This window comes from Aestuariivirga litoralis (assembly GCF_003234965.1).
Classification (GTDB): domain Bacteria; phylum Pseudomonadota; class Alphaproteobacteria; order Rhizobiales; family Aestuariivirgaceae; genus Aestuariivirga; species Aestuariivirga litoralis.
This window is the reverse complement of the sequence record NZ_QKVK01000002.1, coordinates 25,242-51,439: the sequence shown is the minus strand read 5'-3', so window position 1 is coordinate 51,439 and position 26,198 is coordinate 25,242. Positions and strand designations below refer to the sequence as shown.

Sequence of the window (26,198 nt, the reverse complement as noted above, 5' to 3'; positions counted from 1 at the left end):
CGAAAGAGAGTCCCGATGAGCGTGATTGACGAAGCCAAGGCCAAAATCAAGGGCAGAGGCCTGAAACTCGTGATGCCAGAAGGTGAGGATGCGCGGATCCAGGCCGCCGCCCGGCGCTTCCGCAGCGAAGGCCTGGCCGAGCCCCTCGTCTTCGGCGCGGAGGACGTGCCCGAAGCATCGGCTGCCCATATTGCCCTCATCCGGTCGCGGCGCGGGAAGATGTCGGATGCCATGGCCGCGCGCCTGCTGAAGAAGCCGCTCTATCGCGCCGGTGCGGCCGTCGCGGCGGGCGAGGCCGATGCCATGCTGGCCGGAGCCGCGAACCCCACGGCCCGTGTCATCGAGGCCGCATTGATGACCATCGGCCCCGCACCCGGCATCGACACGCCGTCGAGCTTTTTCCTCATGCAGTGGCCTGAGCGGCGGCTGGTCTTCGCCGATTGCGGCGTCGTGATCCAGCCCACGGCCGCGGAGCTTGCCGACATCGCCATTGCCTCCGCCGCCAGCGCATCGCGCTTCCTCGGTGAGGAGCCGCGCGTGGCGTTGCTCTCCTTCTCGACCAAGGGCAGCGGCAGCCACCCGGATGCCGAAAAGGTGGTGGAGGCGCTGCGCATTGCTCGCGCCAGGGCGCCGCAGCTGAAGATCGATGGCGAGCTTCAGGGCGATGCCGCTCTCTCGCCCGCCGTCGCCGCGAAAAAGGTGAAGGACCCGAGCGAGGTTGCGGGTCGCGCCAATGTACTGGTTTTCCCCGATATCGATTCGGGCAACATCGCCTACAAGCTCACGCAGTATCTGGCGGGTGCACAGGCCATGGGCCCGGTGCTGCAGGGCTTCGCCAGGCCAGTGTCGGACCTGTCGCGCGGCGCCACGGTGGATGACATCGTGGATACGGGCGCGCTGCTGCTGGCGATGAGCTAGACCAACTCCTTCACGCCGCGCGCGATGGTGAGCTCTTCGTTGGCGGGGACGACATAGACATTCCCCGGACCGATCCCCAGCCACTTGAGGTGCGACATGATCCGTGCACGGACGGCCCCGGCATTCTCGCCCACGCCACCGGTGAACACCATGGCATCGACGCCGCCGAGGGCAGGAACGAGTGACGCCGCATGACGTGCGGCGGAATAGCAGTAATAGTCCACCGCCTCGCTCGCCTCGGTGCGGTCGCTCGCCAGCAGCACGCGCATGTCGGGCGAAATGCCGGAGAGGCCAAGAAGGCCGCTCCTGCGGTAGAGAATGTCTTCCAGCTGCTCGAGGTCCATGTGTTCGTCGCGCATCAGTGCCACCAGCACGCCGGGGTCGATCGAACCGGTGCGCGTGCCCATGACGAGGCCGTCCGCCGTCGAGAAGCCCATGGTCGTGGCTACGCTCTTGCCGTCATGGATCGCGCACATCGAGGCGCCGGAGCCCAAATGTGCGGCCAGCAGCCGGCGGGGCAGGGGCTTTCCCGAAACATGCGGCAACGCCTCCACCACGTGCTGGTAATTGAGGCCGTGGAAGCCATAGCGCCGGTAGCCCTTGTCGAAGTAGCTGCGTGGCAAAGGCAGGCGGGTGGCCAGTTCCGGCTGGGTGGCGTGGAAGGCCGTGTCGAAACAGGCAATGTTCGGCACCTCCGGCGCCACGCGGCGCATCTCGCGCAGCACGCCCAAACCGAAGGGCAGGTGCAGGGGCGCCAGCTGGCGCAGTGCGTCGAGGTCCTGCTGCACCTGGTCATCCACCACCACGGGTGACACATACTGCGTGCCGCCATGCACGATGCGGTGCCCGATGCCGGTGAATTGCGAGGGTTCATGGCCGTTGTCGGCCAGCCATTCCGCCGCCACCAGCAGCCCTTCGCTGGGGGTCGTCACATGCGGCACGTCGCGGCCGCCATGGCCATCCACCTCCAGCCGCGGCTTCGATCCGATGCCGGAGACCTGGCCCTTCAGCAGCACCTTCAGCGCGCCGTCGAACACTGCGAACTTGAGCGAGGACGAGCCGGCATTGAGAACGAGAATCTTCATGCGCGGCAGACTAGCGGAAGCAGGGTCAATATGTCTTCACCCCGCTGCGGCTCATGCTGAAGCCGTGCTCGCCGTTGTTGCAGCGCAGGCCCGCCTTGGTGGAGGCGCAGGAGAAGGGACCCTTCCGCCAGCTGGTGCCATAGGGAAAATCATTCTCCGCCCCGCAGCAGGACGGATCGGCCACGTCCTTGTAGAGCTTCGGCTTGCCGTCCTGGAACAGCCGCACCCGCACGTAGCTGGGTTCAGCCCGGTCGCATTCGAGCACCAGCCCTGTTCCTTCCTCGTCGCGGTAGATGCAGCCCACATTGTTGGACGGCATAGTGAATGCGATGAAGCCATAGGGGCTTTCCTTGAATTCCACGGCACTCGCCGGCGTGGCGAGCACGAGGGCTGCCATCACCAGGGCCGCGCGCCTCATTTGATCTCGATCTCGATGAAGGCATATTCCGTGTCATTGGCGTTGATCACGTCATGCTCGACGCCGGCATGGCGGAAATAGGGAACGCCCGCCTTCATCTCGGCATGGGCCGGGCCGGTGGGCGTCTCGAGCCGCACCTTGCCGTCCATCAGGGGCACGACCACATAGTCATGGCCATGCTTGTGCCAGCCGGTGTTGGCGCCCGGCGCGAAGCGCCATTCGGTGACGATGACGCGGTCATTCTCCACGAAAACCGTGGACTTGGCGGACCCGTGGCTGTGGTCGGACATGGCGGCACTCCTGAAATTTCAAGGCCATGGTGGATGGAACTGGAACTTCCCGCAAGCATGTTATATTATAACGTTCATGTCCTTCCCTGCGCCGCATCACAACCACGCCAAATGCACCGCCGAGCTGCTGTCGCGGGCCGAGCGCACCTGCGAGCGCCGCGGCTCGCGCCTCACCGGCCAGCGCCGCGAGGTGCTGAACTGCGTGGCCGAGAGCCACTCGGCGGTCGGCGCCTATGACATCATCGAGCGCATGGCGGGCCACGGCCCGCGGCCTGCCCCCATCACCGTCTATCGCGCGCTCGACTTTCTCGAGGCACATGGCCTCGTCCACAAGATCGAGAGCCGCAACGCCTTCATCGCCTGCACCCACCCGCATGAAGGCCAGCCCGCCGCCATGCTGGTCTGCGAGCACTGCGGCCTCGTGGCCGAACTCGACGCCCCAGAGGTATTCGAGAAACTCCAGTCCGCCGCACAGGGGCAGGGCTTCGCCATCCACCGCAGCGTGGTCGAACTGACCGGCCTGTGTTCCACCTGCCAGGAGGCCCGCTGATGCTCAAGGTCACCAATGCCATCCTCAGCGCGCGCGATGCCACCCTCGTCATCGGCGGCCGCACCATCCTCGACCATGTGAACCTCGACGTGCGGCCGAACGAGATCGTCACCGTCATCGGCCCCAACGGCGCGGGCAAGTCCACCCTCGTGCGCTGCCTGCTCGGCCTGCAGCCGCTCACCTCGGGCGAGATCATCCGGCCCAAGGCCTTGCGCATCGGCTACGTGCCGCAGCGCTTCCCCCTCACCGCCAATGTGCCGCTCGACGTGCGGCGGTTGCTCTCGCTCACGCTCAAGCCCACGGAGGCCGAGATCGACGCGGCGCTGGCCGAGACCGGCATCCTGCACCTGAAGGACGCCAACATCGCGCGCCTCTCCGGCGGCGAGTTGCAGCGGGCGCTGCTGGCCCGGGCGCTGCTCAGGAAGCCTGAGCTCCTGGTGCTCGACGAGCCCGTGCAGGCCGTCGACTTCATGGGCGAGGCGCGCATGTACGAGCTGATCTCGGAGGTGCGCAAGCGCCATGGCTGCGGCATCCTCATGGTCAGCCACGACCTCCACATGGTCATGGCGGAAAGCGACCACGTGATCTGCCTCAACGGACACGTGTGCTGCGAGGGGGGGCCCACCAAGGTGCAGCAGGACCCCGAATTCGCCAAGCTCTTCGGCCCTTCCGCCGCGCGCATGATCGCCGCCTACACCCACCACCACGACCATGACCACGAAAGCCACGATTGCGGGCATGACCATCACCACGACCACCGGCATTGACCCCCGTGCTTGACATCCTCACCCAGCCCTTCTTCCAGCGCGCGCTGCTTGCGGGCCTCGCCATCGCCTCGGTCGCGGGCCCCGTCGGCTGCTTCATCGTGTGGCGCCGCATGGCCTATTTCGGCGAGACGCTGGCCCATTCGGGCCTGTTCGGCGTGGGCCTTGGCCTGCTGCTCGGCTTCAGCCTCACCCTCGGCGCGGTGGCGACCGGCGTTGCCGTGGCGCTGCTGCTGATGGTGATGAAGAACCAGCGCGTGCTGGCCACCGACACACTGCTCGGCATCCTCTCGCATGCCTCGCTGGCGCTCGGCATCGTCACCGTCGGCCTCGTCACCGGTTCGGCGGGCGACCACATGGACCTGCTCTTCGGCGACATCCTCACGGTCAGCTGGCGCGACGTCTCGGTGGTCTGGATCGGCGGCGCGCTGGTGCTGCTGATCCTCGGCCTCCTCTGGCGCGACCTCATCGCCATGTCGGTGCATGAGGAACTGGCCCAGGCCGAGGGCATCAAGGTGAAGCGCGTGGAGCTCGGCTTCGTGCTCCTCATCGCACTGATGACGGCGATCTCGATGAAGATCGTAGGCCTCCTGCTGATCACGGCCTTGCTCGTCATCCCGGCCGCCGCGGCGCGCCGGCTGTCCAACAGCCCGGAGACAATGGCGCTCGTCGCCGCCGGCCTCGCCTGTGTGTCCGTGGTGATGGGCCTCGCGCTCTCGGCTTTCGCCAATGCCATCACAGGTCCCGCCATCGTGCTTTCGGCGGGCCTGCTCTTCGTCTTGACCTTGCTTCGTCCTCAGGCCAGTTAATCACCCATGAGCTATTCCGCGATCAAGAACCGCCGCACGTCGATCCCCGTCAAGGTGGGCCACGTTACCGTGGGCGGCGGCGCCCCCGTCGTCGTCCAGTCCATGACCAACACGGACACGGCCGATGCCGAGGCCACGGCCAAGCAGACTGCCGCACTGGCGCGTGCGGGCTCGGAGCTCGTCCGCATCACCGTCGACCGCGAGGAGTCCGCGAAGGCCGTTCCCCACATCCGCGAGAAGCTCGACCGCATGGGCGTCAACGTGCCCCTCGTCGGCGACTTCCACTATAATGGCCACACGCTGCTGAACGACCACCCTGCCTGCGCCGAGGCGCTGGCCAAGTATCGCATCAACCCGGGCAATGTCGGCTTCCGCGAGAAGAAGGACCGCAACTTCGCGATGATGGTCGAGACGGCCATCAGGTTCGACCGCCCGGTGCGCATCGGCGTCAACTGGGGCTCGCTCGACAATGCGCTGCTGACCGAGCTGATGGACCAGAACGCCAAGTCGGCGGAGCCGATGGACGTGCGCGAGGTGATGCATGAGGCGGTCGTCCAGTCCGGGCTCATGTCGGCCGAACGCGCGGTGGAGCTGGGCCTCGCCAAGGACAAGATCCTCATCTCCGCCAAGTGCTCCGAGGTGCAGGACCTGATCGCCGTCTACCGCTCGCTCGCCGCGCGCTGTGATTACGCGCTGCATCTGGGCCTCACCGAGGCCGGCATGGGCTCCAAGGGCATCGTCGCCTCGACAGCTGCACTCGCCGTGCTGCTGCAGGAAGGGATCGGCGACACCATCCGCATCTCGCTCACGCCGGAGCCCGGCGGCGACCGCACGCGCGAGGTGATCGTGGCGCAGGAAATCCTGCAGACCATGGGCATCCGCAGCTTCGCACCCATGGTCATCGCCTGCCCGGGCTGCGGCCGCACCACCTCCACCACCTTCCAGGAACTGGCGCAGGACATCCAGTCCTACATCCGCACCCGCATGCCCGACTGGCAGCGCGACTATCCCGGTTTCGAAACGCTGTCGCTCGCGGTCATGGGCTGCATCGTCAATGGCCCCGGCGAGTCGAAGCACGCCGACATCGGCATCTCGCTCCCCGGCACGGGCGAACTGCCCGCCGCCCCGATCTTCATCGACGGCAAGAAGGCGATGACGATCAGGGGCGAAAACCTCTCGCAGCAGTTCAAGGACATCGTCGAGGATTACGTGAAGGGGCGGTGGGGCTGATATCCAGTCCACCATCTCCTCTCAACCCATCATGGCCGGGCTCGTCCCGGCCATCCTTTTCCGCGGCCACCAAGAGGATCGCCGGGACACGCCCGGCGATGATGACGTTTAGAGGTATGACAGGCGCAAAATCCTACTTCCGCCGCTCCACGATGAACCGCGCCGCCTCATCCAGCACGCGCGCCTTTTCTCCGTACACGGACAGGCTCTCCACCGCCTCGTCCACCAGCGCCGCGGCCCGCCGCTTCGCCTCGTCCATGCCGAGCAGGTCCACGAAGGTCGCCTTGCCCATGGCCTTGTCCTTCTGCGTCGCTTTGCCCAGCGCCTCGGGCGTGGATTCGACGTCGAGAATGTCGTCGGCGATCTGGAAGGCCAGCCCGATCTTCTGGGCATAGCGGATGAGGGGCGCGGGGTCGGCGCCACCCAGAATCGCACCCGCCTCGCAGGCATAGCGGAACAGGGCGCCGGTCTTCAGCGACTGGATCAGCCCGATGTGCGCGAGTTCGGCGGCGTTCGCCGTCTCGGCCTCGATGTCCAGCATCTGGCCGCCCACCATGCCGGCCACACCGGCGGCCCTGGCGAGCTTCGAGATCAGCGCCACGCGCACCGCCGCGTCGGGGTGCGTGGCCTCGTCCGCCAGGATTTCGAAGGCATGGGTCAGCAGCGCGTCGCCCGCGAGGATGGCGGTCGCCTCGTCGAAGGCCTTGTGGGCGGTGGGCTTGCCGCGGCGCAGGTCGTCATCGTCCATGGCCGGCAGGTCGTCATGCACCAGCGAATAGCAGTGCACGCATTCGAGTGCGGCCCCCGTGCGCAGCGCCTGGGCCCGCGGCACGCCGAACAGGGCGGCCGATTCCACCACCAGGAAGGGCCGCAGCCGCTTGCCCTGGCCGAGTGCGGCATAGCGCATGGCTTCCGTGACCCGGCGGGCAGGGAAGGCGTCGACGGGCAGCAGCCGGTCGAGCATGGCGTCGGTTTCAGCAGCGCAGCGGGCAAGGGCATCCTGGAAGGACAAGGCGAAATTCCTGTGCTAAGGCCGCTCCTGATTAGGGTCATGGCAGAAGAAACTCAACCAGCCGCCGTCCTGCCGCGCGAACCGCTCCACACCGTGGAAGCGGAGGCCGCGACGTTGGACGAACCCGAGCCGGCCCTGCCCATGCGCCGCGGCTTCCGGAGCCGTCTGCCGAAGAACCGCTGGCTGCGCTGGGCCACCTATGTGGTGGGCTTCCTCGTCGCCTGGCCCATCGTCATGACGCTGGTCTATGCCGTGGTGCCGCCGCCCTTCTCCAACATCATGCTGCTGCGCGCCCTGTCGGGGAATGGCATCGACAAGCAGTGGGTGAGCCTCGACGACATTTCGCCCGCCCTGCCGCGCGCCGTCATCTCTTCCGAGGATGCCCGCTTCTGCCAGCACAATGGTGTGGACTGGATCGAATTCCAGGGCGTCATCGAGGATGCCATGGACAAGGACGAGGCCCCCGTGCGCGGCGCCTCGACGATTCCCATGCAGACCGCCAAGAACCTGTTCCTGTGGGATGGGCGCCTCGCCATCCGCAAGCTGATCGAGATGCCGCTCGCCCTGTGGATGGATTTCGTCTGGTCCAAGCGCCGGATGATCGAGATCTACCTCAATGTTGTGGAATGGGCGCCCGGCGTCTACGGGGCCGAGGCGGCGGCCCAGCACCACTTCCGTAAGTCTGCGAAAAAGCTCACGAAAAAGGAGGCAGCCCTGCTGGCGGCGGTGCTCCCCAACCCGATCAAGCGCAATGCCGGCAAGCCCTCCAAGGGAGTGAGGGGGGTGGCCAACCGGATTCTCGTCCGCATGGCCGGTATGGGCCCCTATCTGACTTGCCTTGAGCGCTAGACTGGGTTAAGAGCCCCTCCAACTGAAGGGCGTGGGCCGTTCCCCGCGCCTTTTCCTATGGAGTTTCAAATGGCCGTTCCACGCAAGAAAATGTCCAAGAGCCGCATCGGCATGCGCCGTTCGGGCCACCATGAGCAGACCGTGACCTGGGTCGAGGACAAGAAGTCGGGCGAGCTCCGCCGCCCCCACCACATCGACCTCAAGACCGGCCTCTACAAGGGCCGCCAGGTCCTGACGGTGAAGTCGGAAGGCTAAGCCTCTCCGCCACGTCTGATGCATGAAGCCAGCCTCCGGGCTGGCTTTTTTGCGTTTTGGGGGCCGTTGCCAACACTTCCTCCTTTTTGCGTCACCCCACTCCCAAGCTCATCATGCGCGGGCTTGTCCCGCGCATCCTTTCGACACCGCGCTCCGCTCTCATCCCCCTGCCGTCACCCCAGCGAAAGCTGGGGCCCAGCTCTGGCTGAGATCAAGTTTGTAACGATTGTTTTGGCAGAAGTTCTGAAAGCTACCCCACTAGCCTGAGCAGAAGAAATCGCCCTGAGTGGCCATTTCTGGCCCCTGAGGAGCGTATCCGCGGACCCAAAGCTGGGCCCCGGCCTTCGCCGGGGTGACGGCAGCGGGGAAGGGGAAGTGCCCAAAACAAAACGCCCGGCTTTCACCGGGCGTTTCAATCTTCAAGCCTGCAGGTCAGATCAGGCCAGCACCTTCTCCGCCGGGACATAGGCGTAGCCGAGGTCGTCGGCGACCGCCTTGTAGGTCACCTTGCCGTCGGCGACGTTGAGGCCGTTGCGCAGGTGGGCGTCGTCGAGCAGCGCCTTCTTCCAGCCCTTGTTGGCGATGGCCAGCGCGAAGGGCAGCGTCACGTTGTTGAGCGCGAAGGTGGAGGTGCGGGCGACGCCGCCCGGCATGTTGGCCACGCAGTAGTGGATGACGTTGTCGACCACATAGGTCGGCTCGGCATGCGTCGTGGCCTTGGATGTTTCGGCACAGCCGCCCTGGTCGATGGCGACGTCGACCAGCACCGAGCCCGGCTTCCAGTCCTTCAGCATCGCCTTGGTGACGAGCTTCGGGGCGGCAGCGCCGGGGATCAGCACGCCGCCGATCACCATGTCGGCCGCGGCGCATTCGTCTTCGACGGCACCCTGCGTCGAGTAGATGGTCTTCACCGCCGTGCCGAAGCGCGCGACGAGCTCTTCCATGCGGTCGACGTTCTTTTCGAGGATCGTTACGTCAGCGCCCATGCCGAGCGCCACGACGGCGGCATTGGTGCCGACGACGCCACCGCCGAGGATCACGACCTTGCCGGGCGCCACGCCCGGCACGCCGCCGATCAGTACGCCGCGGCCGCCCTGTGCCTTCTCGAGGCAGTGGGCACCCGACTGCACCGACATGCGGCCGGCGACCTGGCTCATCGGGGCCAGCAGCGGCAACCCGCCGCGCGGCGAGGTGACGGTCTCGTAGGCGATGCAGACGGCACCCGAGGCGACCAGGTCCTTGGTCTGCTCCGGATCGGGAGCGAGGTGGAGGTAGGTGTAGAGGATCTGGCCGGGGCGCAGCATCTTGCGCTCGACGGCCTGCGGCTCCTTCACCTTCACGATCATGTCGGCCTTGGCGAAGATCTCCGCCGCGGTGGCGATGATCTTGGCGCCGGCGGCGGTGTAGTCCGCATCCGACGCGCCGATGCCCGAGCCGGCATTGGCCTGCACCCACACCTCGTGGCCGTGGCGCACGGCTTCCTTCACCGAGGTGGGCGTCATGCCCACGCGGTATTCGTGATTCTTGATCTCTTTCGGAACGCCGATGAGCATTGAAAATTCCTCCCTCAATGGTGGGCGGAAGGTAGCAAATCCGGCTTGAAATGATTTTCCGAAGAGGCCGCCGGAGCAGTGCAGCATTGAAATCTGGTTCGAGGATATGCTAGGAAGTTCGAATGAAATCCCAGGAACTCGACAAGACGGACAAGATCATCCTGTCCGAACTGCAGAAGAACGCCCAGCGCCCGATCGCCGACCTGGCGCAGAAGGCCGGCCTCTCTCCCTCGTCCTGCCACCGCCGGGTGAAGCTGCTGGAAGAGGCGGGCGTCATCGTCGGCTATACCGCCAACCTCGACCGCGCGGCGCTGGGGCTGGCCAACGAGTTCTTCGTCGAAGTCTCGCTCTCGGCCCAGACGGAGGAGGCCTTCGAAAAGTTCGAGAAGGCGGTGCAGCGCGTGCCGGAGATTCTCGAGTGTCACCTGATGAGCGGCCAGTTCGACTATCTGCTGCGCGTTGCCGCCACCGACGCGACGGATTATGAGCGCATCCACCGCTCGCGAATCTCCCGCCTTCCCGGCGTGCAGCGCATCCAGTCCTCGCTGGCGCTCCGCACGGTGAAGGGCTGGGCGGGGTATCCGATCTGAGGAACGATGATGAGTCTGAAGCAGCTTCCCGTCCACATGCTCTGGGTCTCCGGCGAACTCTCCCGCCTGGCGCGTTTGAGCCTCGCGAGTTTCGTGGCGCAGGGCTATCGCGTGAGGCTGTGGAGCTATGATCCCGATCACCTGCGTGCCGAATTCGCCGATGTGCAGGATGCCTCGACGCTGCTGCCGATGCCCGAGGCCGACAGCCACAACATGGCCTATCTCACCAGCCTCTTCCGCTATCGCGTGCTGGCCGAGCAGGGCGGCATCTGGGCCGATCTCGACGTGGTGGCGCTCACCGACGATCCCAGGATCGAGGCACGCCCGCTGATCGCCTCCGAGAAGCGTCGGCCCTTCCGTCACACGGAGCCCACGGCCACGGGCGAGAGCCTGACCCAGGTCACCAATTGCTTCATGGCCAGTCCGGCACCGCGCGAGGGTGACCTCTGGCACCTGGCACTCGACCGCGTCGCGGCGCTGAACCCGGAAGACCGCAACTGGGAGAATGTCGGCCCGCACATGCTCTCGGGCCTCATGCTGCGCCACTCCGACCTCGAGATCGACATCCTGCCGCCCGAGGCGGTCGATCCCGTGGCGTGGTGGAACGTGCCGGGCTATTTCCTGGAGGAGCGCGACCCGCCGCCCTCGCCCTTCATGCACATGTACGCGACGATCTGGACGAGGCGCGGCGTCGACGCCGAAATGCCCTTCCCGCCCGGCAGTCTCGCAGGCCGTCTCTGGAAGCGCTTCGGCCTCTAGGCCAGCGACCGGTCCAAGGCCCGGTCACGCAGGATCATCAGGATGCCCGCCGTCACGACGATGCCGGCACCGACCCACGTATAGAAATCGGGGAAATCCCCGAACAGCACGATCCCGTAGAAGACCGCCCAGATCATCGCCGAATACTCGAAGGGCGCCACGAAGTTTGTTTCCGCCAGCCGGTAGGCATTGATGAACAGGATCATTGCGGTGCCCGCGAAGATGCCATGGCCGAACAGCAGCACCGCATCGAAGGCCGAGGGCCACACCGGCGGGCGTGACAGGAACACGAGGCTCGGATGCGTGAAGGGGCCGAAGTCGAAGACGTTGAACAGAATGCCGATCGCCAGCGCCATGCCGGCATAGATGAAGTTCTGCCACGTGGCGATCACGATCGGCGCCACGCGCTGCGACAGCGGCCGCCCCAGCATCTGCCCCACGGCATAACCAAGCGCCGAGCCGAGGGCCAGCAGCGAGGCTGGCTCGAAGACGCCTGCGCCCGGCCGCACCATGATGAGGACGCCGATGAAGCCCGCGATGATGGCCAGCCAGCGGTGCAGACGCACCCGCTCATGCAGCAGCGGCCCGGCAAGTCCCGCCACGAAGAAGGGCATGGTGAAATAGATCGCCACCGCATTGGCGATCGGGATCGCGGCGATGGCGAGCACGAAGCAGAGATAGGCCGCCGCGAGGATCAGCCCACGCAGGCACACGCGCGGCCACAGCGGCGTTGCAATGGACCAGCCGCGCCCCTGCTTCCACAGCACGAAGGCGATGACGGGGAGCGAGCCCACGCAGCGGAACAGCAGGGTCTCGTAGGCCGGGTAGCCCGACGACATGTATTTGACCACCGCATCCTGCGCCGAGGCCAGCCCCACGCCCGCCAGCACGCAGGCCATGGCCAAAGCCCGGTTGTCGGTGGCAAGCTTCATGGCCTAGCGCCGCACGAGGTCCGACAGGATGCGGATGCCCGGCTCGATCTTCTGTTCGGCGATGGAGGAGAAGGCGAGGCGATAGAAATTGCGCGGGGCATCCGCCGCGCCGAAGGTGATGCGGCCTGGTTCGATCAGCACGCCCTTTGTCGCTGCCGTTCTGGCGAGCTCGTCACTGTCCAGCCCGGCGGGGCCCTTCACCCAGAAGCTGGTGCCGCCGAAGCTGGGAACGCGGCTCGAATCAGGAAGGTGCTGCTTCAGCGCATCGCCCATGATTTCCCAGCGCGTGCGATAGGCGCGGTGCAGGCGGCGGATCAGCGTGTCGTGGTGGCCGAGCGACAGGAACAGGGCCGCCGTGCGCTGGTTGTTGTTGGGCGCGTGGCGCACCATCAGGCGCCGCAGCGCGCGCGCCTCCGCCACGATGTTCTTCGGCGCCACGAGGAAGCCCAGCCGCAGGCCGGGGAACAGTGTCTTCGACAGCGAGCCCACATAGATCACACGGCCATCGTCATCGAGCGACTTCAAGGCCGGGCAGGGCTCGTTCACATAATTGGTCTCGAACTCGTAGTCGTCCTCGATGATCACGACGTCATGCTTCGCGGCACGCTTGAGGAGCTCCATGCGGCGTTCGAGCGGCATGGTGACGGTGGTGGGGAACTGGTGGCTGGGCGTGGTGAAGACGAGGTCGCAGGCATCGAAGGCGTCCGACGCGACGAGGCCCTTCTCGTCCACCGGCAGCAGCGACACATTGGACGTGCGCAGGTTGAAGATGTTGCGTACGTCCGGATAGCCCGGTTCTTCCATGCCGACACGCGTGTCGCGTCCCACCAGCAGCGTGGTGAGCAGGTAAAGCGCATTCTGGGCGCCGAGGGTGACGAGGATCTCGTCGTCGTTCGCCATGATGCCGCGGCGCGGCAGGATGCGGCGGCGGATCTGCTCGACCAGCAGGGGGTCGTCATTGGCCCAGGTGTCGTTGGTCCAGGAGCCGAGCCATTTCTTGCCCAGCGCCTGGCGGGCGCAGTCGCGCCATTCCGCCAGCGGGAAAAGCGTATGGTCGACCTGGCCATAGATGAAGGGGTAGGGGTAGGACTGCCAGTCCAAGGGCTTCGAGACGTTGATCTGGTCGGCCGGCTGCATGGTGAGGCGCCTGGACCAGTCGATGCCTGTGCCGGGGGCTGCATGCTTCAGCGGCTGCTTTGGGGCGGAGCCGCCTTCGAGGGCCTTTTCCGAGACGTAGTAGCCGGAGCGTTCCTTGGCGACCAGATAGCCGTCGTCCAGCAGGCCCTGATAGGCCAGCACCACGGTATTCCTTGAAACGCCGAGGCTCTTCGCCATCTTGCGGGTGGAGGGGATCGGCTCTTCCCGGGCCAGCTGGCCGTCGAGGATCGCCGAGACCAGCGCCTCGCGGATCTGGGTCTGGAGGCTGGCGTGTTCGTTCCGCCGGATATGGACGAGCCAGTCGCGCAAGTTTGGTCCCTGTGAACAGTCCGTCTGGACCTATCATAGGGCCAAGACAACCGGTAGAGTAGAAAAGATTGGACCCCTAGACCGGACTCGCATGACCCAGCCCGCCGTGAACACGTCGCCCAAGACCTGGGACGAGGTGAAGACCACCACCTGCTACATGTGCGCCTGCCGCTGCGGCATACGCGTGCACCTGAAGGACGGGCGCGTCACCTATATCGACGGCAACCCTGATCATCCCGTCAACAAGGGCGTGATTTGCGGCAAGGGTGCCGCAGGCATCATGCAGCATTACTCCCCCGCGCGGCTCTCGAAGCCGCTGCTGCGCGTGGGCGAGCGCGGGGCGGGCGAGTTCAAGGAGATCGAGTGGGACGAGGCATTGGGGCTGGCCACCGAGTGGCTGGCAAAGGTCCGCGCCGAGGACCCCAAGAAGCTCGCCTTCTTCACCGGCCGGGACCAGAGCCAGGGCCTCACCGGCTGGTGGGCCACCCAGTTCGGCACGCCCAACTATGCCGCCCATGGCGGCTTCTGCTCCGTCAACATGGCGGCGGCCGGTCTCTACACCTTCGGCGGCGCCTTCTGGGAGTTCGGCGAGCCGGACTGGAAGCACACCAAGTATTTCCTGCTCTTCGGCGTTGCCGAGGACCATGGCTCCAACCCGATCAAGAAGGGCCTGGGCCAGCTCAAGGCGCGTGGCGCCAAGATCGTGTCGATCAACCCGATCCGCACCGGCTATTCGGCGATCGCAGACGAATGGATCGGCATCCGCCCCGGCACCGATGGCTTGTTCGTCGGCGCGCTGATCCATGAGCTGCTGACCGCCCAGAAGATCGATGGCGACTATGTGCTGCGCTACACCAATTCGCCATGGCTGATCATCGAAAACCCGGGCCATGCCGATGACGGGCTCTTCGCCAGGACACCGCAGGGCTCGGCGCTGGTGTGGGACAGCCACTCCAACTCGCCCATGCCCGCACTTTCGCCCGACGCCGCGCCGAAGCTGATGGGCCGCTTCAAGCTGCCGGATGGCCGCCGCGTCGTCACCGCTTTCACGCTGATCGCCGAGCGCTTCCTCGATGCCGAGTGGGCGCCGGAGAAGGTCTCCGGGCGCTGCGGCGTTCCCGTCGAGACCATCAAGCGCATCGCCGCCGAACTGGCGCGCACCGCCTTCGAGGAGGAGATCGCGCTCGATGTTCCGTGGACGGATCATCTCGGCCGCTATCACGAGAAGATGGTGGGCCGCCCGGTCTCCATGCATGCGATGCGCGGCATCTCGGCCCATGCCAATGGCTTCCAGACCTGCCGCACCATCCACCTGTTGCAGATCCTGCTTGGCACAATCGATGTCCCCGGCGGCTTCCGCTACAAGGCGCCGTTCCCCAAGCCCGCACCGCCCGGCGTGAAGCCCGCGGGAAAGCCCGGCCAGGTGAAGCCCAACACGCCGCTGCCCGGCCCGCCGCTCGGCTTCGTCACGGCGCCCGAAGACCTGCTGGTCGATGGGCAGGGCACACCGCAGCGCCTCGACAAGGCCTTCAGCTGGGATGCGCCGCTCGCGGCCCACGGCATGATGCACATGGTCATCACCAATGCCGCGAAGAAGGATCCCTACGGCATCGACGTGTTGTTCATGTACATGGCCAACATGAGCTGGAATTCGGCGATGAACGTGCCGGACACCATCCGCTACCTCACCCAGAAGGAACCGGATGGCAGCTATACCATCCCCAAGATCATCTATTCCGACGCCTATGCCTCCGAGATGGTGCATTATGCCGACCTGATCCTGCCGGACACCACCTATCTCGAGCGCTGGGACTGCATCTCGCTCCTGGACCGCCCGATCTCGGAGGCCGATGGCCCTGCCGACTCGATCCGCCAGCCGGTGGTCGAGCCCGAGCGTGACGTGCGGCCTTTCCAGACCGTGCTGCTCGACCTCGGCACGAGGCTCGGCCTTCCGGGCATGACGCGCACCGATGGTTCACCGCGCTATCCCGGCGGCTATCCCGATTACATCGTGAACCACGAGCGCGCGCCGGGCATCGGGCCGCTCGCCGGATTCCGGGGGCCCAATGGCCGCGCGCAAGGGCGTGGCACGCCGAACCCCGAGCAGCTGAAGCACTACATCGACAATGGCTGCCACTGGTTCTACGAACTTCCCGAGCACATGAAGTATTATCGCCATGTGAACTGGGCCTATCTCGACTGGGCGACCTTCTTCGGCTTCATCGGCAAGCCGGAGCCCGTCATCCATCAGCTCTATTGTGAGCCCCTGCAGAAATTCCGCCTTTCCGCACAGGGCCACGGCAAGGTGGTCGCACCCGAACAGCACCGCCAGCGCATCGCCAGCCACTTCGACCCGATCCCCTTCTGGTATCCGCCCTTCGAGGGCGAGATGGTGTCGGAAGAGGAGTTCCCGATGCATGCGGTGACGCAGCGGCCCATGGCGATGTATCACGCCTGGGGCTCGCAGAATGCCTGGCTCCGCCAGATCCTGTCGCGCAACTGGCTCTACATGGCGCGCGAGATGGCGGCGAAGCTCAAGGTGGCGGATGGCGACTGGGTCACGGTCACCTCGCATCACGGAGAGATCAAGGCGCAGGCCAAGCTGATGGACGGGGTGAACCCCGAAACCGTCTGGACATGGAACGCCATCGGCAAGCGGTCGGGCACATGGGGTCTCGATCCCGGCTCGGATGAATCGAAGAAGGGCTTCCTGCTGAATCACCTGATTTCCGAGCTGCTGCCCGAGCGCGAGGGCGGCTACCGCTATTCGAACAGTGATCCGGTGACGGGGCAGGCCGCCTGGTATGACCTGCGCGTCCGCGTCGCGCGGGCCGCCGACCAGGAGCAGGTGAGCGAGCCGCAGTTCGCCACCATCAACCCGCTCGCGAGGGCCGAATGACCTCCCTTCCGCCGCCCTCCGCCAAAAAGCTCGGCCTCGTCATCGACCTCGATACCTGTGTCGGCTGCCAGGCCTGCGCCACCTCCTGCAAGGAGTGGAACACGCAAGGCTATTCAGCCCCGCTCACCGACTTCAATGCCTATGGGTCCGATCCTTCGGGCGTGTGGCTCAACCGCGTGCATGGCTACGAGGTGAAGGAGCAGGGGCAGGAGCAGTCGCGCATCGTCCACTTCCCGCGCTCGTGCCTGCACTGCGAGGAGCCGGCCTGCGTCACCGTCTGCCCGACGGGTGCGAGCTACAAGCGCGCCGAGGATGGCATCGTGCTGGTGAACCCGGAGACCTGCATCGGCTGCAAGCTCTGCTCCTGGGCCTGCCCCTATGGTGCGCGCGAATATGACCAGTCGCATGGTGTCATGAAGAAGTGCACGCTCTGCGTCGACCGCATCTACAACGACAACCTCGAAGAGGAAGATCGCCTCCCCGCCTGCGTGAAGGCCTGCCCGACGAGTGCGCGCCATTTCGGCGATCTGGGTGATCCGGACTCGAAGGTCTCGCAGCTGGTGGCCGAGCGCGGCGGCTATGACCTCTTGCCGGAGATGGGCTACAAGCCCGTCAACAAGTATCTGCCCCCGCGTGCAAGGCGCGATGCCACAACCTCGCGGGCCGAAGCCCTGCCCAAGCCCGACGGCTCTGCATTCGATCGCTTGTTCCAATGGGCCGACAAGGTGCTGTCGCCGAAGAAGGCCGTGGCGCGCGCTAACGAGATCGATCATTCCGGAAGGTTGGAGGGCTGATGATGAGCACCCTGCACCCTCATGCCGGGATGACGGATACTCTTGTGATGGATAGGAAATAACTTATGCATCCCGCCTATTCCGTCATCCTGTTCACGACGGCCTCCGGCGCCGGTTATGGGTTGCTGGCGCTGCTCTGCCTTGTCGGCATCAGCCATGGCGAGGCCTCGTCGCTGGTCTTCGGCCTCACCTCGATGGTTATCGCGCTGGGCCTCATCACCATCGGGCTGCTGTCCTCGACCTTCCATCTCGGCCATCCGGAGCGCGCCTGGCGCGCCCTGTCGCAGTGGCGCTCGTCCTGGCTGTCGCGCGAGGGCGTGCTGGCCGTGGTGACCTATGTGCCCGCCCTGCTGTTCGGCGTGGTGTGGTCCGGTCTCTATCCGGCTCCTGACCTCATCAAGCCACTGGCCGTGGTCACCGGCGTGCTGGCGCTCCTCACCGTGATGTCGACGGGCAAGATCTATGCGACGCTGAAGACCATCCGCGCCTGGCACAATCCCTGGACCATCTGGGTCTATCTCACCTTCGCGCTGGCGACCGGTGCGACGATCCTCGCCGCCGTCACCTCCGTGTTTGGCAATTTCCCGGCCTTCCTCGTCTGGTTCTCCTCCGCCTGGCTCCTGGTCGCGCTGATCGTGAAGCTCGGCTACTGGCGGAGCATCGATGCGGCCCCGCGCGATCTCACCATGGGCGACGCCACGGGCCTCGGCCGCCTGGGCCAGGTGGGGCAATGGGAACTGCCGCATTCGGCGCCCAACTACGTGCAGAAGGAGATGGGCTATGCGGTGGCCCGCAAGCACGCCGCCAAGCTGCGCCGGCTGGTGATCGCAGCGCTCGTCCTTGCGATCCTGCTGATGCTGGCTGCGCTGGCGGTGCCCCATGCGGCTCTCTTGTCCATGGCGCTGGCGCTGTTCGCCTCCGTCGTGCAGCGCTGGCTGTTCTTCGCGGAGGCCCAGCACGTGGTGACTCTGTTCTACGGCGCCAAGGCCGCCTGATGCTGTGCGAGGGCGTCACATGGCTCGATGACTGGTTCGCCATCGAGGAGGTGGCGCCCGGCGTCATCGCCATCGGCGAGCCGCGCTTTCACCAGATCAACTGGAACTACCTGATCCTCGGCGCGCGCCGCGCGCTGATGTTCGATACGGGCCCCGGCGTGCGCGACATCTCCAAGGTGGTGCGCAAGCTCACCACGCTGCCGGTGACGGCGCTGCCGTCGCACATGCACTTCGATCATACCGGCGGGCTCGCGGGCTTCGGCAACATCGCGCTCCCTGACCTTCCCGTGCTGCGCGCCTGCATGCGGGACGGCTGGCTGATGCCGACGGACGATCTCTATGTCGGTTACTGGGAGGGCATGACCTGGACCCCGGTGAAGCCGGCGCAATGGCTCGCCATCGGATCGGAGATCGACCTCGGCGGCCGCAAGCTGGAAGTCCTGCACACGCCGGGCCACTCGCCCGACTCCGTGTCGCTGCATGACCGCGCCAACGGGCTGCTCTTCGCGGCCGACTTCGTCTACCCGGGCAAGCTCTATGCCCAGATCGCCAATTCGGACCTGAAATCCTATCTCGACACGGCCGAGGCGCTGCTGCCGCAACTCCCTGACAACACGGTCATCCTCTCGGCCCATGGCAAGCCGGACGCCCGGCGCCTGCATCGGGCCCCACGGCTCTCCCGGCAGGACGTGGCGGACCTGGGCGACAGCCTGCGCCGCCTGAAGGCTTCCGGCGGGCGCCCCGCCCAATGGCCGGTGAATGACCGGATGAGCCTTCTCCTGTCGGAAGACGCGTTTAAGTCTTGGCAAGCTGGCGGATAACGATATAAAGAAGTCTTTATATCGTCTGTCCCGGAGGCCATCATGATCCGCCCGTCCTTCACCGAAGCACTCGCCACGCGTCCCTGGCTGCTGGCCGATGGAGCCACCGGAACCAATTACTTCCAGATGGGCCTCGTCTCGGGCGATGCCCCGGAAATGTGGAATTTCGAGCATCCGGAGCGGGTGCGGACGCTGCACCGCCAGTTCATCGAGGCAGGCGCCGACATCGTGCTCACCAACTCCTTCGGCGGCAACCGCCACCGCCTGAAGCTTCACAATGCGCAAGACCAGGTGCGGGAGATCAACATTGCGGCCGCCAGGAACGCCCGCGCCGAGGCTGATGCCGCCGGCCGGCCGGTCTATGTCGGAGGTTCCATCGGCCCGACGGGCGAGATCATGGAGCCGGTCGGTGCCATGTCGCATGATGAGGCGGTCAAGGCCTTCGCCGAGCAGGCCCTCGCCCTGAAGGAGGGCGGCGTGGACGTGCTGTGGATCGAGACCATGTCGTCGGAGGAGGAACTCCGGGCCGCCGTCGAGGGCGCCTCGCAGGCGGGCCTGCCCATCGTCACCACCATGAGCTTCGACACCAACGGCCGCACCATGATGGGCATCACGCCAAAGGCCTTCGGCGCCATTACCGCGGCGCTGCCGACGCAGCCCGTCGCCATCGGCGCCAATTGCGGCGTGGGAGCTTCCGAACTCGTCGCCACCGTGCTCGGAATCTCCGAGGCGCGGCCCGATGCGGCGGTGGTCGCCAAGGGCAATTGCGGCATCCCGCAATATGTCGACGGCCACATCCACTACACCGGCACACCGGAACTGATGGCGGATTATGCCCGCATCGCGCTCGATGCCGGGGCGAAGATCATCGGCGGCTGCTGCGGCACGAGCCCCGAGCATCTCGCCTCGATGCGGAAGTCGCTCGAAAGCTACAGCAAGGGTGATCGCCCGTCGCTGGAACTGATCGAGGCGAAGCTCGGCCCGGTCTCCGAACTCGCCAAGGGCCATGACGCGGCCGCCGCCGGAGCCGCCCGCCGCGAGCGCCGCCGCGGCCACTGAAAATCACCTTGCATGCGGAGGGAGTGCGCGGCACTCTCTCCGCGATGAAGGCATTCGAGGCGCGGCATTATCTGCTGTCTGCCGAGCTGCTGTGGGACCGCGTTGCCGACCGCGATGCCTATCCCTATGGGCTCCCCGCCATCGCAAACCTGAGCAAGATCGATTTCCACCCCAAGGTGACCTTCATCGTCGGCGAGAATGGCTCCGGCAAGTCGACCCTGATCGAGGCGCTCGCCGTGGGATGAGGGTTCAATGCGGAAGGTGGGTCCAGGAACTTTCGGTTTGGCACGTTCGACTCGCATTCGCGGCTGCATCAGAGCCTGAGGCTGATCAGAAGCACGCGCCGCGCACGGGATGGGTTCTTCCTGCGGGCGGAGAGCTATTTCAACGTTGCAACTTATGTCGAGCAGCTTGACGGCGGCCTTGGTCCCTATGGCGGCCTATCGCTACACGAGCAATCGCACGGCGAGTCATTCCTCGCCCTGCTTGAGAATCGCCTGCGCGGCAAAGGCCTTTACATCTTCGACGAACCAGAAGCCGCACTCTCGCCCACGCGGCAGATGTCCATGCTGGTGCGGATGCATGAGCTCATCGCGGCGGAGAGCCAGTTCGTCATCGCCACCCATTCGCCGATCCTGATGGCCTACCCGGATGCCTGGATCTATCAGCTGGGCGCCAGGGGGCTGGAGCGCGTCGCCTACGGGGAGACCGAGCATTTCGCCATCACCCGCAACTTCCTGAACCGCCACGAAGAGGTGATGCGGCAACTTCTCGAGCCCGAGGATTGACGCGGGTCAAGGCGCGGGTGGCCGCGGCCCAATAGTTTCGGCCCATGTTTGCTTCTGCCTTCCTCAAGGGCGAGACCTGGGGCTTTCCCGGCCAGCCGGTGGAGCATGTGGAGACCCATGCGGCGCATGTGTTTCTCGCCGGTGACCGCGCGTTCAAGATCAAGAAGGACGTGCTGCTGCCTTATCTCGATTTCTCCAGCGTGGAGAAGCGGCGGTCGGTGCTGGCCGCCGAGCTGGAGATCAACCTGCTCTTCACGCCCGATCTCTACCTGGGCGTTGAGGAGGTTCTGGGCGAACCGGTACTGGTGATGCGGCGCTTCCCGCCGACGGCGCTCCTGGCCTGGGCGGCGGCGCATGGTGGAGTGGATGGGGCCCTTGCAGGCAAGCTCGCGGCGATGGTAGCGGCCTCCCATGCGCAGGCGCCGCGGCGCGACATCAGGGGTTCTGACATCATGACGGGGCTGGGCGCACAGCTGTCCCAGGCCTTCATCGCTTCGCCCGACATCTTCCCGCCGGCCGATACGCTGGAGTTCCATGCTCTCTACGAAGCGGCGCTGCGCTGCGACAGGCAGCTGCTGTCGGACCGCAGCGAGCGCGGGCTGGTGCGGCGGTGCCACGGCGATGTTCATTGCGGCAACATCTTCCTCGAGAAGGGCCAGCCGCGGCTGTTCGATGCGATCGAGTTCAGCGAGAGGATCGCCACCATCGATGTGCTCTATGACCTCGCCTTCCTGCTGATGGACCTGTGGAGCAGCGGAGAGAGGGAGGCGGCGAACATGGTGCTCAACCGCTATCTCCATCTGCGCCGGAAGGAGGAGGATCTCTCCGGGCTTTCGCTGCTGCCGCTGTTCCTCTCGACTCGTGCTGGCGTGCGGGCGCTGGTGACGGCGGATCTGGCACATGAGCTGGCGCTCAAGAATTCGATGAAGGAGCGCAGCCAGGCGTTGGACTGGTTCCGGGACTCGGTCGGCTACCTCAAGGTCTCGCCGCCGAAGCTGCTGTGCATCGGTGGATTGTCGGGAACGGGCAAGTCGACGGCCGGAGCGGCACTCGCACCGCTTCTCGGTGCGGCGCCGGGGGCCATCCATGTGCGGAGCGACGTCGAGCGCAAGGTGCTTGCGGGTGTGGCCGAGAGCGAGCGGCTACCGGCGGAGAGCTATTCGCGGCAGGCCTCCTTCGAGACCTATGCCGCCTGCCTCGCGCGGGCGGAGAAGGCACTGGCGGCAGGGCACTCGGTGGTGCTCGATGCCGTCTTCGCGCGGCCTGAGGAACGCGCGGCCGCGGAGCAGGCGGCTCGCCGCAGCCGCGCGCATTTCGCGGGCGTGTGGCTTGATGCGCCGCCTGAGACGCTCGCCAGGCGTGTTGCTGCCCGCAGCGCTGATGCGTCTGACGCCACGCCGTCCGTGGTCGAGGCCCAGCTCAGCTATGACCTCGGCCAGTTGGACTGGCCGAAGGTCGATGCCGGCGGAACGCCTGCCGAGACCCTCCAGCGCCTCAGAGGAAGGGTTCCGTATCGGTTCGACGGCCCAGCATGAAGCAGTCGGAGACGAGCTGCAGCGGCGCGCCGTCGACATGGCTGCGACCCTCGCGCAGAAGCTCAGCGAAGTGGACGTAGATGTCCTCGTATTCCTCCGGCGGGGCCTGCACGGTCAGCTTGCCGCCGATGTAGAGCTCGGTGCCGCCGCGGCGCAGCGCCAGCTGCAGCCCGTCCGCCGTCTCGACGTCGATGTTCCAGCTCTGCTCGCCGGTCTGGCGCCAGTCGAGATCGGCAGTGAGTTCGGCCGCGCCATCCCATGACGGCTTGAAGGTGATCTGCGCGGCAATCGGCGTTGCCTTGTTGCGCGGCGTCTCCAGCATCGCGGACTTCACGAAGACCGGCTGCGGCAGGATCTTGGTGACGATGGAGAAGGCGTTGATGCCGGGATCGAAGACGCCGAAGCCGCCGGGTTCCCAGATCCAGTCCTGGCCGGGGTGCCAGTGGCGCACGTCTTCCTTCCAGCTGACGTGAAGCCGCGTCACGCGCTTGTCCTTCAGCAGGCGTTGCGCCTCGTCCACGGCCTTGTTGTACTGCGAGTGCCAGGTGGTGAAGAGGATGCGCTTCCTGGCCTCTGCATGCGCGGTGATGGCGTCGAGCTCGCCCACGGTGGGCGTTGGCGGCTTTTCCATCAGCACGTGGAGGCCGGCATCCAGCGCATCGCGCGCGATGGCGAAGCGCGGTTCGGGCGGCATGCAGAGCGCCACGGCATCGAGCTTGATTCCGCTGCGGAACAGCTCTCCTGCGGTCTTGAAGGAGGGAACATCGCCATGGCCGCCGCGCGAGGAGACGACGGCGGCGAGTTCGAAATCCCTGTTCTTGGCGACGACGGGCAGATGCTGGTCCTGCGCGATCTTGCCCAGTCCGATGATGGCGAGTTTGAAGGCCATGGTTCAAGCGCTCCTGATCTGGCGGGTGAGGGAGGAGAGGAGGGCATCGACCTCTGCTTCGGTGTTGTAATGCGCAAGCCCGACGCGCAGCACGCCGCCCTTGTCCATGAGGCCCATGCGGCCCACGGGCTCGATCGCGTAGTTGTGGCCGGACCAGACGAAGATATTGTCCTTCGCGAAGGCCTTGGCCATGGCTTCCGGGTGGTGGCCGTCGAGCGTGAAGGACACGGTGGGCACGCGGCGATGCATGGCATTGGCGGAGGTGATGCCACGGATGGTGAGGCCCTTGAACGTCTTCAGTCCCTCAATGAGCTTTCGTGTGATCTTGTGCTCGTAGTCGGCAAGAGTGTTCCAGGCGGAGGCGATGCGCTTGGCCCGCGTCTCGCCCGTGCCGAACTGCTCGAGATACTCGATGGCGCCCAGCGTGCCGGCCATGCCTTCATGGCTCAGCGTTCCGGTCTCGAACTTGTGCGGCAGGTCTTCGCCGGCGGGGCGCACCTTGTAGCCGAAGGTCTGCTTCAGCAGATCTTCCCGTCCCCAGAGAATCCCCTGGTGCGGGCCGAACCACTTGTAGGCGGAGGAGACGACGAAATCGGCGCCGAGGTCCTGCACGTCGATGGCGTAATGCGGCGCGAACTGCACGGCATCGAGATAGACGATGGCACCGGCCTTCCTTGCCTCCGCTGCGAAGCGCCTGGTGTCGTTCACCGTGCCGGTGCAGTTCGACGCCATGCCCATGGCGAGGAGCTTCGTCTTGTCGCTCAGCACCCTGGTGAGGGCATCCTTGGGGAACTCGTAGGTCTCGGTGTCGAAGTCGATCCAGCGCACCACCAGCCCCAGGTCATCCGCCAGAAGCAGCCAGGGGGCGACATTGGCATCATGGTCCATGCGCGAGAGCACGATCTCGTCGCCGCGCTTCAACTGCTTGCCGAGGCAGCGCGACATGTGCAGCGTGAGGCTGGTCATGTTCTGGCCGAACACGATCTCGTTCATGCTCCGCGCATTGTAGAAATCCGCACAGGCCTGGTGAGCAAGATCGACCAGTTCGCCGGCCTCCACCGTCGTCGTGAAATACCCGCCGAGATTGGCATTGCGGTTGGCGAGGCAGTCCACCGTCCGGTCGATCACCCGCTGCGGCACCTGGGTGCCGGCGGGGTTGTCGAAGTAGATGCGGTCACGGCCTTGGTCCTTGAGGCCGAGGGCAGGGAACTGGGCGCGGATGGCGGCGATGTCGAGGGCGGCACTCATGGGAAAAATCCGGGTTCGAACAAGGGGAAGGACGTCTTAACCGGGCTTTCCCCTTGCCTCAACCGTCGCTTTCCGGCATGGGGAGGTCGCCCGCTGGCGAAAGCCCCAACGCGCCCGGGGCTATTGTGATCCTTCAAGAATTTCCCTCCGGAGTGACCCGATGAGCGATGACGGTGAACTTGACCTGAACTCCCTCAATGACGAGGAACTGGTACAGCAGGTCCATGACGACCTCTATGACGGCCTGAAGGAAGAGGTCGAGGCGGCGGTTCACATCCTGCTCGGCCGCGGCTGGGCCCCCTACAAGGTGCTGACCGAGGCCCTCGTTGAAGGCATGCGCATCGTCGGCGTCGACTTCCGCGATGGCATCCTGTTCGTTCCGGAAGTGCTGCTCGCGGCCAACTCGATGAAGGCCGGCATGACCATTCTCCGTCCGCTGCTCATCGCCACGGGTGCTCCGCGCCAGGGCAAGATGGTGATCGGCACGGTGAAGGGCGACATCCACGACATCGGCAAGAACCTCGTCGGCATGATGATGGAAGGTGCCGGTTTCGAGGTGATCGACCTTGGCATCAACAACCCGGTCGAGAAGTACCTGGAAGCCATGGAAACCCACAAGCCGGACATCCTCGGCATGTCGGCGCTGCTCACCACGACGATGCCCTACATGAAGGTCGTGATCGACACCATGAAGGAAAAGGGCATGCGCGACGACTACGTGGTGCTCGTCGGCGGCGCGCCCCTCAACGAGGACTTCGCCAAGGCCATCGGCGCCGACGCCTATTGCCGCGACGCGGCGGTGGCGGTGGAGACCGCCAAGGGCTTCATGTCCCGCAAGCACAACCAGATGGCTGCCAACTGATTCCCGTTTCGGAGGGTCGGCATGACCCTTGTCAATCTCAAGCCGTCTGACGAATTCGAGTTCAAGCCAGGCCAGGGGAAGGTTCTTCTCCTGGCCTGCGGTGCTTTGGGGCGCGAGATCGTGGACCTGATCGAGCGCAACCGCTGGACGGGTTTCGACCTGCAGTGCCTGCCCGCCAAGTGGCACAATACGCCCGACAAGATCGTGCCGGCGCTGCGCGAGAAGATCCGGGACGCCAAGCCCCGCTACCAGTCGATCTTCGTGCTCTATGGCGACTGCGGCACCGGCGGCGACATCGACAAGCTGCTGGCGGAGGAGGGGATCGAGCGCCTCGAAGGCCCGCATTGCTATGCCTTCTTCTCCGGTCAGGAGACGTTCGCCAGGACGGCGGACGAGGACGTTACCGCCTTCTTTCTTACTGACTACCTGGCACGGCATTTCGACAAGCTGATCTGGGAGGGCCTCGGCATGGACCGGCACCCGGAACTGCTGCCGATGTATTTCGGCAACTACACCAAGATCGTGTTCCTGGCGCAGACGCGAAACGAGGAACTGGCCAAGAAGGCCATGGCGGCGGCGAAGAAGCTGGGGCTGGATTACGAGTATCGCTACACGGGCTATGGCGAGCTGGAGCGCGACCTGAAGGCGCGGGCATGAGGCCGGGGCGGAGTGACAGCTTGACGTAAGTTGTCGGCGTGGCCCTGCTTCTCCCGGTTCATCATGCCCGGGCTTGTCCCGGACAACCTATTCCTGAGGCCAAGAAGGATCCGCGGGACAAGCCCGCGGATGATGATGTGGAGGAGGAACAAACCCGCGGACGGCGAGCT

Annotated in this window: 28 protein-coding genes; 19 read left to right on the top strand and 9 right to left on the bottom strand. The window is 65.6% G+C overall.

The genetic code is table 11. From position 1 onward, the window contains the following. Positions 1-15 precede the first annotated feature (15 nt). Positions 16-918 carry a phosphate acyltransferase gene (locus DK847_RS04235; RefSeq protein WP_111196401.1) on the top strand — a complete coding sequence of 301 codons (903 nt, stop codon included), beginning with the start codon at positions 16-18 and terminating at the stop codon, positions 916-918. Here the strand turns inward: DK847_RS04235 and DK847_RS04230 are convergent. Genes DK847_RS04230 through DK847_RS04220 form a run of 3 tightly spaced genes read right to left on the bottom strand, consistent with a single transcriptional unit; the run spans position 915 to position 2,711 of the window. Next, positions 915-2,003: an acetate/propionate family kinase gene (locus tag DK847_RS04230; protein ID WP_111196400.1), complete on the bottom strand. Its 1,089-nt coding sequence runs from the start codon at positions 2,001-2,003 to the stop codon at positions 915-917. The genes DK847_RS04235 and DK847_RS04230 overlap by 4 nt on opposite strands. 25 nt (positions 2,004-2,028) lie before the next feature. Continuing rightward, positions 2,029-2,421, bottom strand: a complete 393-nt coding sequence (locus DK847_RS04225; protein WP_111196399.1) for a hypothetical protein — start codon at positions 2,419-2,421, stop codon at positions 2,029-2,031. Further along, on the bottom strand, positions 2,418-2,711 hold the full coding sequence (locus tag DK847_RS04220; protein WP_111196398.1) for a cupin domain-containing protein: 294 nt from the start codon (positions 2,709-2,711) through the stop codon (positions 2,418-2,420). Before DK847_RS04220 ends, DK847_RS04225 begins: the two co-directional genes overlap by 4 nt. 76 nt (positions 2,712-2,787) lie before the next feature. On the opposite strand from DK847_RS04220, the gene DK847_RS04215 reads away from it, so the two are divergent. From DK847_RS04215 to ispG, 4 genes are read left to right on the top strand one after another with little or no spacing between them, the layout of a single operon-like run. After that, positions 2,788-3,261: a transcriptional repressor gene (locus tag DK847_RS04215; RefSeq protein WP_111196397.1), complete on the top strand. Its 474-nt coding sequence runs from the start codon at positions 2,788-2,790 to the stop codon at positions 3,259-3,261. Then, the gene (locus DK847_RS04210) at positions 3,261-4,028 is read left to right on the top strand and encodes a metal ABC transporter ATP-binding protein (protein WP_111196396.1); all 768 of its coding nucleotides are present in this window, start codon (positions 3,261-3,263) and stop codon (positions 4,026-4,028) included. Before DK847_RS04215 ends, DK847_RS04210 begins: the two co-directional genes overlap by 1 nt. Positions 4,029-4,033: 5 nt before the next feature. Further along, entirely contained in the window at positions 4,034-4,834 is an 801-nt protein-coding gene (locus tag DK847_RS04205; RefSeq protein WP_245414520.1) for a metal ABC transporter permease, read from the top strand. Between the two features lie 6 nt (positions 4,835-4,840). Further along, positions 4,841-6,064 carry a flavodoxin-dependent (E)-4-hydroxy-3-methylbut-2-enyl-diphosphate synthase gene (gene ispG / locus DK847_RS04200; RefSeq protein ID WP_111196395.1) on the top strand — a complete coding sequence of 408 codons (1,224 nt, stop codon included), beginning with the start codon at positions 4,841-4,843 and terminating at the stop codon, positions 6,062-6,064. A gap of 133 nt (positions 6,065-6,197) precedes the next feature. On the opposite strand, the gene DK847_RS04195 is transcribed toward ispG, so the two are convergent. After that, entirely contained in the window at positions 6,198-7,076 is an 879-nt protein-coding gene (locus DK847_RS04195) for a polyprenyl synthetase family protein (protein WP_425358680.1), read from the bottom strand. 39 nt (positions 7,077-7,115) lie between these two features. Between DK847_RS04195 and mtgA the strand changes: the two genes are divergently transcribed. Continuing rightward, entirely contained in the window at positions 7,116-7,925 is an 810-nt protein-coding gene (mtgA, locus tag DK847_RS04190) for a monofunctional biosynthetic peptidoglycan transglycosylase (protein ID WP_245414519.1), read from the top strand. Between the two features lie 69 nt (positions 7,926-7,994). Beyond that, positions 7,995-8,180, top strand: a complete 186-nt coding sequence (gene rpmF / locus DK847_RS04185; RefSeq protein WP_111196394.1) for a 50S ribosomal protein L32 — start codon at positions 7,995-7,997, stop codon at positions 8,178-8,180. Between the two features lie 437 nt (positions 8,181-8,617). Here the strand turns inward: rpmF and ald are convergent, their stop codons facing one another. Continuing rightward, the gene (gene ald / locus DK847_RS04180) at positions 8,618-9,733 is read right to left on the bottom strand and encodes an alanine dehydrogenase (RefSeq protein WP_111196393.1); all 1,116 of its coding nucleotides are present in this window, start codon (positions 9,731-9,733) and stop codon (positions 8,618-8,620) included. Positions 9,734-9,855: 122 nt separating this feature from the next. Here ald and DK847_RS04175 point away from each other — a divergent pair, with 122 nt between their 5' ends. Next, the gene (locus DK847_RS04175) at positions 9,856-10,323 is read left to right on the top strand and encodes an Lrp/AsnC family transcriptional regulator (protein ID WP_111196392.1); all 468 of its coding nucleotides are present in this window, start codon (positions 9,856-9,858) and stop codon (positions 10,321-10,323) included. 6 nt (positions 10,324-10,329) lie between these two features. Further along, entirely contained in the window at positions 10,330-11,082 is a 753-nt protein-coding gene (locus DK847_RS04170; RefSeq protein ID WP_111196391.1) for a glycosyltransferase family 32 protein, read from the top strand. On the opposite strand, the gene DK847_RS04165 is transcribed toward DK847_RS04170, so the two are convergent. Both DK847_RS04165 and pdxR read right to left on the bottom strand, forming a co-directional pair. Further along, positions 11,079-12,014: a DMT family transporter gene (locus DK847_RS04165; RefSeq protein ID WP_111196390.1), complete on the bottom strand. Its 936-nt coding sequence runs from the start codon at positions 12,012-12,014 to the stop codon at positions 11,079-11,081. The genes DK847_RS04170 and DK847_RS04165 overlap by 4 nt on opposite strands. Positions 12,015-12,017: 3 nt before the next feature. Continuing rightward, positions 12,018-13,481, bottom strand: a complete 1,464-nt coding sequence (gene pdxR, locus DK847_RS04160; RefSeq protein ID WP_111196389.1) for a MocR-like pyridoxine biosynthesis transcription factor PdxR — start codon at positions 13,479-13,481, stop codon at positions 12,018-12,020. A gap of 91 nt (positions 13,482-13,572) precedes the next feature. On the opposite strand from pdxR, the gene DK847_RS04155 reads away from it, so the two are divergent. The 8 genes from DK847_RS04155 to DK847_RS04125 all read left to right on the top strand — a co-directional run bounded on the left by DK847_RS04155 (position 13,573) and on the right by DK847_RS04125 (position 22,372). Next, complete coding sequence (locus DK847_RS04155; RefSeq protein ID WP_111196388.1) at positions 13,573-16,380, top strand: molybdopterin oxidoreductase family protein; 2,808 nt, start codon at positions 13,573-13,575, stop codon at positions 16,378-16,380. After that, the gene (locus DK847_RS04150; protein WP_111196387.1) at positions 16,377-17,174 is read left to right on the top strand and encodes a 4Fe-4S dicluster domain-containing protein; all 798 of its coding nucleotides are present in this window, start codon (positions 16,377-16,379) and stop codon (positions 17,172-17,174) included. The genes DK847_RS04155 and DK847_RS04150 overlap by 4 nt, the downstream gene beginning before the upstream one ends. Before the next feature lie 65 nt (positions 17,175-17,239). Then, positions 17,240-18,169, top strand: a complete 930-nt coding sequence (locus tag DK847_RS04145; protein ID WP_111196386.1) for a dimethyl sulfoxide reductase anchor subunit family protein — start codon at positions 17,240-17,242, stop codon at positions 18,167-18,169. Next, on the top strand, positions 18,169-18,990 hold the full coding sequence (locus DK847_RS04140; RefSeq protein ID WP_111196385.1) for an MBL fold metallo-hydrolase: 822 nt from the start codon (positions 18,169-18,171) through the stop codon (positions 18,988-18,990). The genes DK847_RS04145 and DK847_RS04140 overlap by 1 nt, the downstream gene beginning before the upstream one ends. A 42-nt stretch (positions 18,991-19,032) precedes the next feature. After that, positions 19,033-20,049: a betaine--homocysteine S-methyltransferase gene (gene bmt / locus DK847_RS04135; RefSeq protein WP_111196384.1), complete on the top strand. Its 1,017-nt coding sequence runs from the start codon at positions 19,033-19,035 to the stop codon at positions 20,047-20,049. A gap of 44 nt (positions 20,050-20,093) precedes the next feature. Next, positions 20,094-20,294 carry an AAA family ATPase gene (locus DK847_RS20830; RefSeq protein ID WP_204508236.1) on the top strand — a complete coding sequence of 67 codons (201 nt, stop codon included), beginning with the start codon at positions 20,094-20,096 and terminating at the stop codon, positions 20,292-20,294. Positions 20,295-20,357: 63 nt separating this feature from the next. Continuing rightward, complete coding sequence (locus DK847_RS21080; RefSeq protein ID WP_204508259.1) at positions 20,358-20,837, top strand: AAA family ATPase; 480 nt, start codon at positions 20,358-20,360, stop codon at positions 20,835-20,837. 44 nt (positions 20,838-20,881) lie between these two features. After that, positions 20,882-22,372, top strand: coding sequence for a bifunctional aminoglycoside phosphotransferase/ATP-binding protein (locus tag DK847_RS04125; RefSeq protein ID WP_111196383.1), 1,491 nt, complete (start codon positions 20,882-20,884; stop codon positions 22,370-22,372). Here DK847_RS04125 and DK847_RS04120 read toward each other — a convergent pair. Both DK847_RS04120 and DK847_RS04115 read right to left on the bottom strand, forming a co-directional pair. Beyond that, complete coding sequence (locus tag DK847_RS04120; protein WP_111196382.1) at positions 22,332-23,261, bottom strand: Gfo/Idh/MocA family protein; 930 nt, start codon at positions 23,259-23,261, stop codon at positions 22,332-22,334. The genes DK847_RS04125 and DK847_RS04120 overlap by 41 nt on opposite strands. A gap of 3 nt (positions 23,262-23,264) precedes the next feature. Further along, positions 23,265-24,509: a cysteine desulfurase-like protein gene (locus DK847_RS04115; RefSeq protein ID WP_111196381.1), complete on the bottom strand. Its 1,245-nt coding sequence runs from the start codon at positions 24,507-24,509 to the stop codon at positions 23,265-23,267. A 160-nt stretch (positions 24,510-24,669) separates the two neighbouring features. On the opposite strand from DK847_RS04115, the gene DK847_RS04110 reads away from it, so the two are divergent. Together DK847_RS04110 and DK847_RS04105 are read left to right on the top strand one after the other, a co-directional pair. Next, positions 24,670-25,371, top strand: coding sequence for a corrinoid protein (locus tag DK847_RS04110; protein ID WP_111196380.1), 702 nt, complete (start codon positions 24,670-24,672; stop codon positions 25,369-25,371). Positions 25,372-25,392: 21 nt separating this feature from the next. Beyond that, the gene (locus DK847_RS04105; RefSeq protein ID WP_111196379.1) at positions 25,393-26,028 is read left to right on the top strand and encodes a DUF1638 domain-containing protein; all 636 of its coding nucleotides are present in this window, start codon (positions 25,393-25,395) and stop codon (positions 26,026-26,028) included. Positions 26,029-26,198 lie beyond the last annotated feature (170 nt).

Bases quoted from the DNA above. Each gene is read 5' to 3' on its own strand.
- DK847_RS04235 (WP_111196401.1), top strand. From the start codon at position 16: ATGAGCGTGATTGACGAAGCCAAGGCCAAAATCAAGGGCAGAGGCCTG.
- DK847_RS04230 (WP_111196400.1), bottom strand. From the start codon at position 2,003: ATGAAGATTCTCGTTCTCAATGCCGGCTCGTCCTCGCTCAAGTTCGCA.
- DK847_RS04225 (WP_111196399.1), bottom strand. From the start codon at position 2,421: ATGAGGCGCGCGGCCCTGGTGATGGCAGCCCTCGTGCTCGCCACGCCG.
- DK847_RS04220 (WP_111196398.1), bottom strand. From the start codon at position 2,711: ATGTCCGACCACAGCCACGGGTCCGCCAAGTCCACGGTTTTCGTGGAG.
- DK847_RS04215 (WP_111196397.1), top strand. From the start codon at position 2,788: ATGTCCTTCCCTGCGCCGCATCACAACCACGCCAAATGCACCGCCGAG.
- DK847_RS04210 (WP_111196396.1), top strand. From the start codon at position 3,261: ATGCTCAAGGTCACCAATGCCATCCTCAGCGCGCGCGATGCCACCCTC.
- ispG (WP_111196395.1), top strand. From the start codon at position 4,841: ATGAGCTATTCCGCGATCAAGAACCGCCGCACGTCGATCCCCGTCAAG.
- mtgA (WP_245414519.1), top strand. From the start codon at position 7,116: ATGGCAGAAGAAACTCAACCAGCCGCCGTCCTGCCGCGCGAACCGCTC.
- rpmF (WP_111196394.1), top strand. From the start codon at position 7,995: ATGGCCGTTCCACGCAAGAAAATGTCCAAGAGCCGCATCGGCATGCGC.
- ald (WP_111196393.1), bottom strand. From the start codon at position 9,733: ATGCTCATCGGCGTTCCGAAAGAGATCAAGAATCACGAATACCGCGTG.
- DK847_RS04175 (WP_111196392.1), top strand. From the start codon at position 9,856: ATGAAATCCCAGGAACTCGACAAGACGGACAAGATCATCCTGTCCGAA.
- DK847_RS04170 (WP_111196391.1), top strand. From the start codon at position 10,330: ATGATGAGTCTGAAGCAGCTTCCCGTCCACATGCTCTGGGTCTCCGGC.
- DK847_RS04165 (WP_111196390.1), bottom strand. From the start codon at position 12,014: ATGAAGCTTGCCACCGACAACCGGGCTTTGGCCATGGCCTGCGTGCTG.
- DK847_RS04155 (WP_111196388.1), top strand. From the start codon at position 13,573: ATGACCCAGCCCGCCGTGAACACGTCGCCCAAGACCTGGGACGAGGTG.
- DK847_RS04150 (WP_111196387.1), top strand. From the start codon at position 16,377: ATGACCTCCCTTCCGCCGCCCTCCGCCAAAAAGCTCGGCCTCGTCATC.
- DK847_RS04145 (WP_111196386.1), top strand. From the start codon at position 17,240: ATGCATCCCGCCTATTCCGTCATCCTGTTCACGACGGCCTCCGGCGCC.
- DK847_RS04140 (WP_111196385.1), top strand. From the start codon at position 18,169: ATGCTGTGCGAGGGCGTCACATGGCTCGATGACTGGTTCGCCATCGAG.
- bmt (WP_111196384.1), top strand. From the start codon at position 19,033: ATGATCCGCCCGTCCTTCACCGAAGCACTCGCCACGCGTCCCTGGCTG.
- DK847_RS20830 (WP_204508236.1), top strand. From the start codon at position 20,094: ATGAAGGCATTCGAGGCGCGGCATTATCTGCTGTCTGCCGAGCTGCTG.
- DK847_RS04125 (WP_111196383.1), top strand. From the start codon at position 20,882: ATGTTTGCTTCTGCCTTCCTCAAGGGCGAGACCTGGGGCTTTCCCGGC.
- DK847_RS04120 (WP_111196382.1), bottom strand. From the start codon at position 23,261: ATGGCCTTCAAACTCGCCATCATCGGACTGGGCAAGATCGCGCAGGAC.
- DK847_RS04115 (WP_111196381.1), bottom strand. From the start codon at position 24,509: ATGAGTGCCGCCCTCGACATCGCCGCCATCCGCGCCCAGTTCCCTGCC.
- DK847_RS04110 (WP_111196380.1), top strand. From the start codon at position 24,670: ATGAGCGATGACGGTGAACTTGACCTGAACTCCCTCAATGACGAGGAA.
- DK847_RS04105 (WP_111196379.1), top strand. From the start codon at position 25,393: ATGACCCTTGTCAATCTCAAGCCGTCTGACGAATTCGAGTTCAAGCCA.